The sequence below is a fragment of the Rhizobium sp. YTUHZ044 genome, assembly GCF_051123975.1.
Taxonomy (GTDB): domain Bacteria; phylum Pseudomonadota; class Alphaproteobacteria; order Rhizobiales; family Rhizobiaceae; genus Rhizobium.
Map to the genome: position 1 here is coordinate 1,965,959 of NZ_CP101426.1, position 13,451 is coordinate 1,979,409.

Sequence of the window (13,451 nt, forward strand, 5' to 3'; positions counted from 1 at the left end):
CTAAATCCTTGGCATTTTCGAGAACAGGCGCAAAGCGTTCTCCGTCGTGATCCGTGCGGTGTCCGCATAGGAAAGGCCGATCGTCTCGGCGAGCACTTCGGCCGTGTTGACGACATAGGACGGCTCATTGCGCTTGCCGCGCCAGCGCTTCGGCGCGAGATAGGGCGCGTCCGTTTCCACCAGCAGCCGCTCATGCGGGATCGTCTTGGCGATCTCACGCAGCTCTTCCGACTTCGGGAAGGTCAGAATGCCGGAGAAAGAGATGTAGCCGCCGAGTTCGACACCAGTGCGCGCCAGATCCGGTCCTGCCGAGAAGCAATGCAGGATGAAGGGAAAGCCCCCCTTCCCCGTTTCCTCGGTCAGGATGTCAGCCATGTCGGCATCGGCGCTGCGGCTGTGGATGACCAGCGGAAGCTGGGTTTCCCGAGCGGCGGCAATATGGCGGCGAAAGCCGGTCTGCTGGTCTTCAGGTGTCTGCGTGTCGTAGAAATAATCGAGGCCCGCCTCGCCGATCGCCACCACTTTCTCATGCGCCTTCGCCAGGCGCACCAGGTCTTCGGTCTGGATGTCCAGCTCGTCGCCGGCATTGTTCGGATGCGTGCCGACGGAGCAGAATACCGACGGATATTTCTCGGTGATGGCGAGCAGCCCGTCGAGCTTGCGCACGCGCGTCGAAATAGTCACCATCTGCTTGACGCCGGCTTGGTGGGCGCGCGTGACAATTTCGTCCCGCTCCGCTTCGAAGTCGGCAAAATCGAGATGGCAATGGGTATCGATCAGCACGGCCTCAGGCCTCCGGAGCCACATAGCGCGGGAAGACCGGCGTCGGCGCTTCGAGCGCCGTCCCGGCAACAAGACGGCCAGCCTCGCCAAGCGCGGCGAAATCGCGCTTGTCGCCAGGCGCGGCGACGAGATTGAGCAGCTTGCCCGACGATTCCGGCATGAAGGGCTGCAGCAGGATGGCGATCTGGCGCACCACCTCGGCCGTGACGTACAGCACCGTGCCCATCCGCGCCGGATCCGTCTTCTTCAGCGCCCAGGGCGCCTGGCCGGCAAAATAGCGGTCGGCCTCCGAAACGACTGCAATGATCGAGGCGAGCGCGCGATGGATGAGCTGCTTGCTCATGTCCTCGCGCGTCGATGCATGCAGCGCGTCGGCCTGGGCCAGCATCGCCTTGTCCTCGTCGGTCAGCGCCCCGCATTCCGGGATCTTGCCGTCGCAATTCTTGACGATCATCGACAGCGACCGGCTGGCGAGGTTGCCGATGCCGTTGGCGAGATCGGAATTGATGCGCGTGCCGATCGCCTCTTCGCTATAGCTGCCGTCCTGACCGAAGGAGACTTCGCGCAGGAAGAAGTAGCGCACCTGATCGAGGCCGAAATGGTTCACCAGATTGACCGGATCGACGACGTTGCCGAGCGACTTCGACATCTTCTCGCCCTTGTTGAGCAGAAAGCCGTGGGCGAAAACGCGTTTCGGCAGCGGCAGCTTCGCCGACATCAGGAAGGCCGGCCAATAGACCGCGTGGAAGCGGATGATGTCCTTGCCGATGATGTGCACATCGGCCGGCCAGTACTTCGCCCTCGGACCATTCTTGTCCTCGATATAGCCCGTCGCCGTTATGTAGTTGGTCAGCGCGTCCACCCAGACATACATGACATGCGCAGGGTCGTTCGGCACCTTGATGCCCCAATCGAAGGTCGTGCGCGAGACCGACAGGTCCTTGAGGCCCGACTTGACGAAGGAGATCACCTCGTTGCGGCGTTCGGCCGGACCGATGAAATCGGGATTGGCCTCGTAGTGGGCAAGCAGCCTGTCTTGGTATTCGGAGAGCTTGAAGAAATAGCTTGCCTCTTCCACCCACTCGACGGGCGTGCCTTGCGGGCCGTAACGCACGCCGTCGGCGCGCAGATCCGTCTCGCTTTCCTGGTAATAGGCCTCGTCGCGCACCGAATACCAGCCGGCATAGCTGTCCTTGTAGATGTCGCCATTGTCGGCCATCAGCTTCCAGATATTCCGCGACGTCTCGTGATGACGCTCCTGCGTGGTGCGGATGAAGTCATCGTTGGAGGCGTTGAGCAGCTTCGCCATTGCCTCGAATTCGCCGGAGTTGCGGTCGGCGAGCGCCTGCGCGGAGATCCCCTCGGCGCGCGCCGTCTGCTGCATCTTCTGGCCGTGTTCGTCGGTGCCCGTCAGAAAGAAGACATCCCTGCCGTCCAGGCGCTGGTAGCGCGCCATTGCATCGGTCGCGATCAGTTCATAGGCGTGGCCGATATGCGGCTTGCCGTTCGGATAGGAAATCGCGGTGGTGATGTAGAAGGGTTTTTTGTCTGTCATGGCGGCCAAGGTCCGGCTTATTCTATCAATGGTCAGCCGCTCTTAGCGCATGTCACCGTCAAGCGAAACATCAAGTTTCGCTGCCGTCCATGATTTCCGGGACACGTGGTCGTGAGCTTGACTCCACCCCGCACGCAATTTACCGGTCGTCACAAAGAGAGGCGGGACCGAACGAAGTGCCAGTTTTCACCTACCACAATCCCCGTGGCCAGGCGCCGTCGGAGGCGCTTGCTTGACATTCGAGCCTCTCTATTCAATTTCGGGACTGTTTGTAGGCGCCCTCGTCGGCATTACCGGCGTTGGCGGCGGCTCGTTGATGACACCCCTGCTGGTGCTGCTCTTCGGCGTCCATCCGGCAACTGCCGTCGGCACCGATCTTCTCTATGCGGCGATCACCAAGACGGCGGGCACCGCCGTTCACGGCATGCATGGGCGCGTCAACTGGAAGATCGTCGGCAGTCTCGCCGCCGGTAGCGTCCCGGCCGCCTTGCTGATGCTCTGGCTGCTGGCAGGTGTCGATCGCAAGAGCATCGGCGTGACCAACACCATTACATCAGCCCTCGGTTGGCTTCTCGTCATGACTGCGATCATGCTGATCTTTCGTGGCCCGATCCTTCAATTGGCGCGCCGCGCCATCGGCGGACGCAACCCGCCGCGGCCGACGACCATTCTTGCCCTCACCGTCATTCTCGGATTCTGTCTCGGCGTGCTTGTCACCTTGACTTCGGTTGGCGCCGGTGCGCTCGGTGTGACGATCCTGCTCGTGCTCTATCCGAGGCTTGATGTGCGCGAGATCGTTGGCTCCGATATCGTCCACGCCGTACCCCTGACCCTGATCGGCGGCACCGGCTATTGGCTGATTGGTGAGATCGACTGGGCGATGCTCCTTGCCCTGCTCGTCGGCTCGATACCCGGCATCATTCTGGGAAGTCTTCTGGCGCCGAGGCTGCACGAACGCATCATTCGCATTGTCTTAGCCGTCACCCTTGCGCTCGTCGCGTGGAAGCTGCTGGCCAGCTGATCCGCTAGAATCTTGGCTGCTTGATATCGGCGAGGATACTGATGATCGTCTGCTTGCGGTCGAGATTATAGGCATCGGAGACGGTAAGTCGCTCGGTAACCTCCGAGTAGAGCCGTGCCAGCCGTTCGGCCGTGGCGATATGTCCCTCGCCTGCCGCCGCGCGAGCGCGGCTCATGATGTCGTCGCCGACGTGACTGACGAAGAAATCGAAAATCGTATCGCTTTCCTTGCCCGAGAGCGCCTCGGCCAGCCGGTGCATCGCCTTGCGGGCGGCTGGCCCCTCGGCGGAAAGCACCTCGTCATAACCGGCGATGATTTCGCTGCCGCCATAGTTCAAGAGCTTCAAGGCTTCGCCGACGCTGCCCTTGGCCGCCGAAAGCACACTGCCCTCGCCTGCTATGCCGAGATGGGCAAGGGCGGCAACGAGTCCTTCGTCGGCAAGCGGCGCTAGTTTCAGCGGCAGGCAGCGCGAGCGGATCGTCGGCAACAACCGCCCGGGTGCGTGCGAAAGCACCAGAAACAGCGCCCGCTTCGGCGGCTCCTCGAGGATCTTCAGAATGGCATTGGCCGCATTGCGGTTCATGTCGTCAGCCGGGTCGATGATGACGATTCGCCAGTTGCCGGTGCCTGAGGTCTGCGAAAAGAACTTGCCGGCGCGGCGCACCTCGTCGACGGTGATCGCCGATTTCACCCTGCCCGTCTTTTCGTCCACCGGCCGGGCGAGATGCAGGAGGTTGTGCGAGGCGCCGGAGGCGATCTGCCGGCTGACCGCCGAGGCGGGATCCGGATCGGCGATCTTCTCCGGCGCCGCGTCGGGATCGGGATGCGAGAGCACGTGGTTGGCGAAGCGGAAGGCGAGCGTCGCCTTACCGATGCCCTCCGGCCCTTCGATCAGGATGGCGTGATGGCCCTTGCCGGATCGGTAGGACTGGGCAAGGAAGGATTCCGCCTCCTCATGGCCAAACAGCCTGGTATTTTCGGCGGGCCAGATGGCGCCGTCCAGCAGTCCCGGCCGATCTTCACTCATAATGGGCTGCTTCCGGCATCCGAGCGCGGTCTGGGGGCGACATCAGCCGCTTGACGATCGCCAGGATTTCGGCGGCGATCGCCTCTTCCGTCTGCATGGCGTCGACCACGTGGCAGCGCTCCGGCTCGTGGGCGGCGATATCGAGAAAGGCTTCGCGTCGTTTTTCGTGCGTTTCGAGCCGCTCCTTTTCGAAGCGATCGGGACCTTCCGAAGCGCTGCGTTTCTGCGCCCGCTCCAGGCCGATCTTCGCGGGAATATCCAGTATCAAGGTGCAATCCGGCATGACGCCGTTGATGGCGATCCGCTGCAGCGTCTCGATGAAATCGGGCTCGAGATTGCCGGTGATGCCCTGGTAGACACGCGAGGAATCCATGAAGCGGTCGCAGAGCACGATCTTGCCTGACGTCAGGGCCGGCCGGATCACCTCTTCGACGTGATCGTTGCGGGCTGCCGCAAAGAGGATGGCCTCCATCCGGGTGCCGAAGGCCTCGGCAGCGCCCGACAGAAGCACGTGGCGGACGGCCTCCGCGCCCGGCGATCCGCCCGGTTCCCGTGTCACCAGCACTTCATGCCCTTCGCCTTTCAACGCCTCGGCGAGGCGGCGGATCTGCGTCGATTTCCCCGCGCCTTCCCCGCCCTCAAACGTAACGAACAGTCCCGTACCGGATGACAATGACAACTTCCCGCATTCCGGACGCCGCACGCACGGGCGCCCCGCCTCTTCTATCTATCCGAAGACATCGGGAAGGAAAACCTTTCGCGTCGGCGACACAATCACCTTCCCCGGCAAATTGTATCAGAAGGTCAGGCATTCAAGTCTGGAACATGACTGTGCGGCAACGGTATGCGGGAAAGGAAGCGCTATCCGCCAGAGCCTGATCTTGGGCTCGCGATGGGCATAACACGTTCAGCCGCCAGCGGACTTGTCCCAGAGCCAGGAGAAGAACAGCGATTCGCCGAGTTCCAGCATGGCGTCGACCGCCCGGCTTCTGAGCGAGCCCTCCCCGACCGCCTGCGCGGTATAGAGCGGCACCTCCCTGAGCAGCCGGCTACCGGCGAAAATCCTGAGCGTGCCGGCCTGATAATCCGGCTTTACGGGCGCCGTCAGCGGCCAGCGATAGACGACGCGCGCCGAAAGCCGGTCGGGGTTGCTGATCGGAATATAGACACTGACCGGCACTTTGGCGACGAGATCGACGGTGGGCGCCGAGCCGCCATAGACGCTGGCCGCGCCAATCACTTCATGCTCGGTGAAGATCTGACGGCTCTCGAAGGCCGTCAGCCCCCATTCGAGCACGCGTTTGGCCTCCTCCGTCCGTTCCTTGTCGGAAGCGATGCCGGCAAGCGCCAGAAATAGCCGCCGGCCGTCGCGCTGGACCGATGCGACGATCGAATAACCTTCTCCCTCGGCAAAGCCGGTCGCAAGCCCGTCGGCGCCGAGATCGAGCCCGAGCAGCGGATTGCGGTTGCGCTGGAAGATCTTGTTCCATTCGAAATCCAGCTGCGCAAAGTAAGGATAGAGATTGGGATAGGACTGCTGGAGAGCGGCGGCAAGCGTCACCATCTCACGCGCCGTCACTTTGCTCTTGCCGTCCGGAAGGCCGGTGGAATTGCCGAACACCGCTTTCTCCATGCCGAGCTCGCGGGCGCGGCGGATCATCGACTGCGCGAATTGCTGCTCGCTTCCGGCCATCCCCTCGGCGAGGATGATGCAGCTGTCATTGGCGCCCTGGATCGCGACACCCTTGATCAGATCCTCGACGCGCACGCGTGATTTGAGAGCGGCAAACATCGTTGCTGTCCGCGACGGCGCGCCGCCGGTGCGCCAGGCATATTCGGAAACGGGATATTCGGTATCGAGCGTGATCTGGCCCTTGGTCACGGCATCGAAGACCAGATCCATCGTCATCAGCTTGGCGAGCGAAGCCGGCGAAAAGCTCTGATCCTCATTCTTGGCGAGAAGCACCGTGCCGGTGGAGGCCTCGATCATATAGGCCTGCGCTGCCTTGGTGGCGAAACCGGCAGCGCCCCCGTCGGCGGCGTGTGCGCCGGCGGCGAGCGGCATCAGGCATGCAAGCAGGCGAAGCACGGGCCTCAGCATCGCAACTCCCATCGGTCAATGGCGTTTTGAGAAGGTTAGAGCGCGGCGAAATTCGACGCAATCGCCATGCTCAATGCGCTGCCGATTTTGCCTGCTGGCGCTTGGCCGAGGCAAGGATCGAGGCCTGCGTCAGCCCGTCATTGCGCACCATCACCGCGTCGAAGGCGAGATCGACCGTCACCGTCTTTACCGCCTCGTTCTGGTAGCCGAGCGCTAGGGAGTCTTGCGAACCGCCATAGGGCCGCTCATAGGGCATCGGACCGATCTCCGGCAGCACGACCATCCGATCGACGCCTGGCGTGGCATTGGAGGAAGCAGCTGAAGGCGCCACCAGAACATGGGCTGCCGGCGCAAGGCCGGGCGCCGCATTGTAGCGTGCGCTCGGCGTCGAACCCGCATAGGAGGTCGCCGACAACGGCACCGGCACATTCGCCGGCGTCTCGTAGTCTTCCGCGTTCTGCAGCTGATCGCGGGTGATCTTGCGGCTGTTGGAGGCGACCATCACGCCGGATGCGATCTGCCCTTCCGGATTGACGCCGGGGATGCGGCTGCCCTTCGGCACGTAGGAGGCCATCAGATAGGGCATGTCATGGCCGTCCATGCGGGCGCGGCCGACATATTGCACGCGCACCTTGCCGGTGCCGCTGTGCTGCAGATCCAGCATGTCGGCCGTCTTGTTGGAAAGGTCGATGATGCGGCCCTCGTGATAGGGGCCGCGATCGTTGACGCGGACGACGATGGAGGAGCCGTTCTCGAGATTGGTGACGCGGGCGTAGCTCGGCAGCGGGAACGTCGGATGCGCGGCAGAAAGATGCATCTGGTCGTAGACTTCACCATTCGCCGTCAGGCGTCCGTGAAAGGCTGAGCCGTACCAGGAGGCGACGCCGACCTTGTTATAGGCAAAGTCTTCCTTCGGATAGTACCACTTGCCCTTCACCTCATAGGGGTTGCCGACCATGTAGCGGCCGCCGCCCTTCGGGATATTGTTGCCGGTGGCGACGCGGGGGCTGGCTTTCACGCCATATTCGGATTCAGAGAAATATTCCTTGCCGTGGGCTCTTTTCTTCGGCACGGCCTGTGTCGTGCCGCACGCCGCAACCGTCGCACACATCGCCGATATCGCCAGCCACCGTGCTGTCGTTGCGAAAGACGCCCCGTATTCCAGTTTCATGTGCCCCACGCCGCTCAAAGATCGTTATGGTTAAGGAACTCTGCCCCATCCTGGGTCAACAACGCCTTATCCCCGCCCACCTAACGAGACTTTAATCTTGGTGAGTTCATGGCAAATATACGAACGATTTCGCAGCGATAGCGACAATTCCAATGATTATGGTTAATGAATTGCAAACACAAGGCCTGCTGCCCTGCCCTCTCGCTATTGCAATGAGAGCCGAAATCGGCGTGCCGATGCGGGGCACATGGTAAATGTTGGAGGGATTCTAGAGGTCGGGAAGTACCGGATCGAGACACCGACGACAGCAGCAGCTGTTCTCCGGACGCCGGCTGCAACTGCAGCCTTCATCCCAAGGTAGTAGATTGGCTTTTGCTCTCTTGTTTAGGTGTCCTTCACAGCAACGGCATCGGCCATCACTCCCTTAGGGCGTGTAGTTTGTTGCTTGACTCAAAGGGGAGTAGAAAGTTTATTTGCAGCGTTCGGGTCGCAGCCTGACGTCCTTTCCACGCTCATCTTTAGGAGACGAGCCATGGCAAATCACAAACCAATAGTGCCTGACGTGTCGGTCCACGACTACGCACCAGCGGAGGCCATCGAAGGAAACCTTCTCGACAACGCCTCGGATTCCGACGGCGATCTGCTTCAGGTTCAGTTCGTCAACGGAATGAGAATTCCTAATAAGGCGGGCGAGCCGGGATATCTTACCATCGCGGGTGAGCACGGAACGCTGACGATCTGGAGCAACGGCAGCTATAGTTACACGGTCAATGATCCGAGCGCGCTTGAGCCCGGCGGGATCTTCGGCGAGAATTTTTCATTCAAGATCTCCGATGGAAAAGGCGGCACGGATGTCGGCAGCCTCAACATCGGAGTCCACACTCCTCCGCAAGGACAGTATTCCATCGATTTCGAGAATGCTCCCACGGAATATCCCGGGCTGCCTGACGTCGCCTCCGGTTATGCAGGATTCAAATTTGGCGACAAACTCGATGGCAACCTTTGGACGGTCGCCGAATCCGGCGGCAACGAGTATGTCGTCACCAATCCCTACAATCCGTTTTTCGAACGCGTTGACGGCAAGCTCTTCACGATAGAGGGCGTCGATGTCGCAACCAATTTCGACCCCGCCTATGAAGGTGTCGACGCCCTCGTAACCTTCGAGGGTTATGTCGGTGGCAACAAGGTGAGTGAGATGTCGCTGACGGTCTATGGTGACACCATCGCCGATGGCCAGCATATCTCTCTGGCAGCCTTGGGAGCGGTCGATTTTGTCCGATTCGACATTCAACCCGACGTCGAGCCGACGGGCTTTCCGCAACTCGCATTTGACAACTTCACCGTCCTGGTCTGACGGCGGCAGAGAAGCGGCTGTCAAAGCCGCTTCGCTGCAGAACAAGTTGACGCTGCCATCAAAGCTGCTAAAAAGCCGGCCTGTGAGTGAATGGGCAGCAAATCGGCAGAAACCACCGATCCACCGGAAAGACCGAAACTGGCTTTCTTCAGGCTTCCCAAATACTTGGAAGAGTGTCCGAGTGGTTTAAGGAACCGGTCTTGAAAACCGGCGTGCGGGAAACCGTACCGTGGGTTCGAATCCCACCTCTTCCGCCACCTGCAATTTTCTCCATCAGACCAGCCGGCCGGATCAGTCGCAGCCACTATTCAAGCATGACGACGGCTTCGACTTCGAACAGCATCGGATCGATTGCAAGTTTGGGAACGGGGACAAGGGTCTGGGCCGGGAGTGCGTCGCCAAACATGTCTTTGACGTTCCTCGTCAGCACCTCGAGCTTGGACAGATCGTGATCGACCACGAAGATCGTCAGTTTGGCGACCTGATCCGGCCTTGCCCCGAGCCCATCAAGCGCACTGCGCAAATTTGCGTAGGCCTGCTTCACCTGAACGGCGAAGTCCGGCGACAAGGCTGCCGTGCTGTCCTGGCCACCCTGTCCGGAGATGTAGGCCAACCGGGCGCCGCGGGGGACGATCACCGCCGTGCTATAGCCATTCGGCGTCGGATCGTGGAGGTTTTTTGGATTGACGATGGTCAGCTTGAGGTCACCCTCATTCGCCGTCGTCGCGTTGGGAATTCCTGTGGTCATGATGATCAGCCCTCCGATAAGCAGATGTTTGATTGCATGTGACATGATGTCCTTTCCGGCGTGAGGACTGCGAGGAACGACCCTCGCCGCCTGCTGGATTGCGCCTTTAACTCTTCCGCAACCGAGCGACGCGTACAGCGTACGATTCCATCGCATCGTACATTGTACGAGTCAACTGGAGAGGATCGACATCCGTCGCTGCGCCGGCTTAAATCGATGACCCGATCTTTTTAGGAAAGACACATGGCAGCCAAACGCGACGGCACTCAGGATAAACGGCCTCACCGGAAAGCTGCCCCGGTCCCCTCCGCACAGGAACCGCCTCTTTCGCTCGACCGGATCGTAGCGAGCGCGGTTGAACTGCTGGACGCCGAAGGTGTCGACGGATTGAAAATGCGTCGGCTGGCCGATCGCCTCGGCTCGGGCGCGATGAGCCTTTATTGGCACGTCGCCAACAAAGAGGAGGTTTTTGATCTCGCGCTCGACTCGGTGCTCGAATATCGTGGACCATCGCAAACGATCGAATCGCCGGACTGGCGTCAGGCGGTCTTTCACATGCTTGAAGACTGGCGCGCCAGCATGCTGCGCCATCCCTGGTCGGCGTCGCTGTTGCCGCGCCGGGCGCTCGGCCCGAACATCCTCGGTCGCCTGGAACTGCTGGGCAGGGTCTTATCCGGAGCCGGTGTCGAGGAGGCGGATTTGAACGGTGCGATATGGTCGCTCTGGAATTATGTTATGGGCGCGACCATCACTCGTGCGAACTTCGACCTTTCGGACGAAGACATGCTCGCCGGGCAGCAGCGTCTTGCTCATTTCAGCGAAGAATATCCGACGATCGAGCGTGCTCGTCTGCTGTTGGACAATGACTGGGACGGCGTTTTCAGGAAAGGCCTGGACTTCCTGCTTGACGGGCTTGTTCCGAGCCGATGAACCAGGGCTCAGCTCCCGAATTGATCGGCAAGCTCGGTCAGAAAACATCCGCTCACGACAACATCGAATATATCAGCGCGCCGATGGAACCCCAGAAAATAACCGGCGTCAGTATCAACCCCACAACGAAGATTTTGGTCACCGCTAAACTCCGCAGATTCGTCCCGCCACGAAAACCTATTGCAGCGATCGAGGGTTTGGTATCGGCATGAAGTCCGGGTCGGATCGGACCTTGGTCTCAGTCTCGACGGCGCTCTGCGTCAGCCGCCGCGGCGGTAAGTCACGGTGGCGATGGCGAGTGCTGCGGCGATCGCCATGGCTGCGACGGCAAAGGTGATCTGCATCCCTGAGTGAATGGCCTCGGGGCCTGCCACGGCGACATCCGATGTTCCCGATGCTCGCGCGAATACCGCACCCATGACGGAAGCGCCGGTAATCAGCCCGAGATTGCGCGACAGGCTGAGCGCGCCCGAGATGACGCCGCGCTGGTCAGGGCCGACATCCGCCATGACGGCGGTGTTGTTGGCCGCTTGGAACAGCTGATAGCCGGGCGTCAGGATGGCGATGGCGGCGATGTAGCCGATCATTCCGGGAAGCATGGCGAGTGCGATGGCGCCAGCGGCCATCGCGATGAGGCCTGCCGCGATCACGAACGGCGCGTCCAGACGATCGACCAGGCGACCGGCCGGGACTCCAGCAAGGATGGAGATGACGGGGCCAATCGACATGACGGCGCCAACGGCGGCCTCGCTGAGCCCGAGCGCACGGGAGAGATAAAACGGGCCGACCACCAGCGTCGCCATCATCACCGTCGAGATGAGCGCGTTCATGACCAGGCTTGCGCTCAGCGCTGCATTGCGAAACACCGCCGGCCGGATCAGTGGTGATGAGGCTTTCCTCTCGGCGAAGACGAAGAGACCGGCCCCGAAAAAAGCCGCCGCCAGCAGGGAGAGATTCAGCATTCCAAAGCTGCCCCGCCCGGTCGTCATCGCCAGCGCATAGGCGAAGAGCGCCAGGGCAAGCAGCAAGGTGCCTGCCATGTCGAAACCGGCGCGCTTCATCTTCCCCATGTTGACGTCGGCAGGCAGAAAACAATAGGCGAGGGTGAAGGCAACGATGCCGAGCGGCACGTTGACGAGAAAGATCGCGGGCCAGCCGAACCCGGCAATCAGAGCGCCGCCCAGCGACGGGCCGAGAGCAGTGCCGATCGCCGACATGGTTGCGAGCAGCCCCATGGCGCTGCCGGTCCTCGCCTTCGGCACCGTTTCGCCGACAAAAGCCATGGTGAGGGCCATCATGATCGCTGCGCCGAGACCCTGCAGCGCCCGCCCGGCGATCATCAGCCAGAGCGCCGGCGCAACCCCGCAGATGACGGAGGCCAGCGTAAAGAGCAGGATGCCGATGAGCAGAAGCCGTCTGCGGCCGGTCATGTCGCCAAGCCGCCCGACGCTGACGATGAGGGTGGTGATGGCAAGAAGATAGGCCAGCACGATCCACTGCGCCTCCTGGAAGGAGCCGCCGAAAGCCTGCGCCAGGGCCGGCAGACCAATATTGGCGATGCTGGTGCCGAGCGATGGCAGCAGCATCGAAAGGCAAAGGCTGGCGAGTCCCCAGCGGACGGAATAGGGGCGTTCGGCGACTGCCTCCCCCTGTTCTGCAATGATCGGTTTCAACAGGACCTCCATGTTCAAGCTCCTGGAAAGGGAGCCATCGAACCCTAGTCCCGCAACTGGCATGGCGGAATGCGCAGCATTTGCACTTCATTCATGCGGCTGGCGCCATATCACTCTGAAATCATGTTATACCGCATGCATGTTGACTCCTGACCTCAACCTGCTTGTCACCCTTGATGTCTTGCTCGCCGAAGGCAGCGTCGCCCGTGCGGCCGCGAGGCTGCGGCTCAGCCCATCGGCCATGAGCCGGGCGCTGGCGCGATTGCGCGAGGCCACGGGCGATCCGCTGCTGGTGCGTGCCGGCCGCGGCCTGGTTCCGACACCCCGGGCGCTCGAGCTGCGCGAGCGGGTCGGCCGCATCGTCGAGGATGCTCGGGCGGTTCTGCGTCCTGCCGAAGCGCTTGATCTCGGTCGGCTCGTCCGGACATTCACGCTGCGCGCCAGCGAAGGTTTTGCCGAAAGCTTCGGCCCCGATCTCATCGCTCGCCTCGGCAAGCAAGCCCCTGGCGTGCGGCTGCGCTTCATGCAGAAACCGGACAAGGACAGCGCGCCGTTGCGTGACGGAAGCGTCGATCTGGAAACCGGTGTCGTCGGCGAGACGATGGGACCGGAGGTGCGGGCGCAGGCCTTGTTCCGCGACCGCTTCATCGGCGTCGTGCGCACCGGCCACCCGCTTTGCCGCGATGAGATCACGCCCTCCCGTTACGCGGCCGGCGGCCATATTGCGGTCTCGCGGCGCGGGTTCGACAAAGGAGCGATCGACGACGCTCTGAATGCGCTCGGGCTGGAACGGCAGGTCGCCACCGTCGTCGGCGGCTTTTCCACGGCACTGGCGCTCGCCCGCGCCTCGGACCTGGTCGCCAGCGTTCCTGAACGCCACACGGCGGCCTTGCGGGCGGGAATGCACAGTTTCCCCCTTCCCGTTCCGACGCCGGAGCTCACGGTTTCGTTGCTTTGGCACCCGAGGATGGATGCCGATCCCGCGCATCGCTGGCTGCGCAGCTGTGTTCGTGAGGTCTGTTCAGCCGCGGAGGCAGGAGAACGAGATCGGACGGGACGGGACTGGTGATTGACTCTCCCCTGTCGTC

The 13,451-nt window shown here is 61.8% G+C and carries 12 protein-coding genes and 1 tRNA gene; 5 read left to right on the plus strand and 8 right to left on the minus strand.

All coding sequences use genetic code 11. The features are described from left to right. Together NL154_RS09790 and metG are read right to left on the minus strand one after the other, a co-directional pair. Positions 1-783, minus strand: coding sequence for a TatD family hydrolase (locus tag NL154_RS09790; RefSeq protein ID WP_210631320.1), 783 nt, complete (start codon positions 781-783; stop codon positions 1-3). Positions 784-787: 4 nt separating this feature from the next. Then, a complete protein-coding gene (gene metG, locus NL154_RS09795; RefSeq protein ID WP_210631319.1) occupies positions 788-2,338 on the minus strand; it encodes a methionine--tRNA ligase in 1,551 nt (516 codons plus the stop codon). Between the two features lie 232 nt (positions 2,339-2,570). On the opposite strand from metG, the gene NL154_RS09800 reads away from it, so the two are divergent. Beyond that, positions 2,571-3,359 (plus strand): sulfite exporter TauE/SafE family protein, encoded by a 789-nt coding sequence (locus NL154_RS09800; protein WP_434733968.1) that lies wholly within the window; start codon positions 2,571-2,573, stop codon positions 3,357-3,359. A 4-nt stretch (positions 3,360-3,363) separates the two neighbouring features. Here NL154_RS09800 and NL154_RS09805 read toward each other — a convergent pair whose 3' ends face one another. From NL154_RS09805 to NL154_RS09820, 4 genes are all read right to left on the minus strand, one after another. Beyond that, the gene (locus NL154_RS09805) at positions 3,364-4,386 is read right to left on the minus strand and encodes a DNA polymerase III subunit delta' (RefSeq protein WP_434733969.1); all 1,023 of its coding nucleotides are present in this window, start codon (positions 4,384-4,386) and stop codon (positions 3,364-3,366) included. Then, entirely contained in the window at positions 4,379-5,059 is a 681-nt protein-coding gene (tmk, locus tag NL154_RS09810; protein WP_210631316.1) for a dTMP kinase, read from the minus strand. The genes NL154_RS09805 and tmk overlap by 8 nt, the downstream gene beginning before the upstream one ends. Positions 5,060-5,293: 234 nt before the next feature. Beyond that, positions 5,294-6,487 carry a D-alanyl-D-alanine carboxypeptidase family protein gene (locus NL154_RS09815; RefSeq protein WP_434733970.1) on the minus strand — a complete coding sequence of 398 codons (1,194 nt, stop codon included), beginning with the start codon at positions 6,485-6,487 and terminating at the stop codon, positions 5,294-5,296. Positions 6,488-6,557: 70 nt separating this feature from the next. Beyond that, on the minus strand, positions 6,558-7,658 hold the full coding sequence (locus NL154_RS09820; protein ID WP_210631314.1) for a septal ring lytic transglycosylase RlpA family protein: 1,101 nt from the start codon (positions 7,656-7,658) through the stop codon (positions 6,558-6,560). 532 nt (positions 7,659-8,190) lie between these two features. Here NL154_RS09820 and NL154_RS09825 point away from each other — a divergent pair. Next, entirely contained in the window at positions 8,191-9,012 is an 822-nt protein-coding gene (locus tag NL154_RS09825) for an Ig-like domain-containing protein (RefSeq protein ID WP_210631313.1), read from the plus strand. Between the two features lie 167 nt (positions 9,013-9,179). Continuing rightward, positions 9,180-9,269: transfer RNA gene (locus NL154_RS09830), tRNA-Ser, on the plus strand. 47 nt (positions 9,270-9,316) lie between these two features. Here the strand turns inward: NL154_RS09830 and NL154_RS09835 are convergent. After that, positions 9,317-9,805, minus strand: a complete 489-nt coding sequence (locus NL154_RS09835) for a RidA family protein (RefSeq protein ID WP_434733971.1) — start codon at positions 9,803-9,805, stop codon at positions 9,317-9,319. 198 nt (positions 9,806-10,003) lie between these two features. Between NL154_RS09835 and NL154_RS09840 the strand changes: the two genes are divergently transcribed. Beyond that, positions 10,004-10,690, plus strand: a complete 687-nt coding sequence (locus tag NL154_RS09840) for a TetR/AcrR family transcriptional regulator (RefSeq protein WP_210631269.1) — start codon at positions 10,004-10,006, stop codon at positions 10,688-10,690. Positions 10,691-10,950: 260 nt separating this feature from the next. Here the strand turns inward: NL154_RS09840 and NL154_RS09845 are convergent, their stop codons facing one another. Then, a complete protein-coding gene (locus NL154_RS09845) occupies positions 10,951-12,363 on the minus strand; it encodes an MFS transporter (RefSeq protein WP_434733972.1) in 1,413 nt (470 codons plus the stop codon). Positions 12,364-12,502: 139 nt separating this feature from the next. On the opposite strand from NL154_RS09845, the gene NL154_RS09850 reads away from it, so the two are divergent. Then, positions 12,503-13,432, plus strand: coding sequence for a LysR family transcriptional regulator (locus NL154_RS09850; protein ID WP_210631267.1), 930 nt, complete (start codon positions 12,503-12,505; stop codon positions 13,430-13,432). The last annotated feature ends 19 nt before the right edge of the window (positions 13,433-13,451 follow it).

Coding starts and splice junctions, on each gene's coding strand:
- NL154_RS09825 (WP_210631313.1), top strand. CDS start 8,191: ATGGCAAATCACAAACCAATAGTGCCTGACGTGTCGGTCCACGACTAC.
- NL154_RS09815 (WP_434733970.1), bottom strand. CDS start 6,487: ATGCTGAGGCCCGTGCTTCGCCTGCTTGCATGCCTGATGCCGCTCGCC.
- NL154_RS09850 (WP_210631267.1), top strand. CDS start 12,503: ATGTTGACTCCTGACCTCAACCTGCTTGTCACCCTTGATGTCTTGCTC.
- metG (WP_210631319.1), bottom strand. CDS start 2,338: ATGACAGACAAAAAACCCTTCTACATCACCACCGCGATTTCCTATCCG.
- NL154_RS09805 (WP_434733969.1), bottom strand. CDS start 4,386: ATGAGTGAAGATCGGCCGGGACTGCTGGACGGCGCCATCTGGCCCGCC.
- NL154_RS09820 (WP_210631314.1), bottom strand. CDS start 7,658: ATGAAACTGGAATACGGGGCGTCTTTCGCAACGACAGCACGGTGGCTG.
- NL154_RS09840 (WP_210631269.1), top strand. CDS start 10,004: ATGGCAGCCAAACGCGACGGCACTCAGGATAAACGGCCTCACCGGAAA.
- NL154_RS09835 (WP_434733971.1), bottom strand. CDS start 9,805: ATGTCACATGCAATCAAACATCTGCTTATCGGAGGGCTGATCATCATG.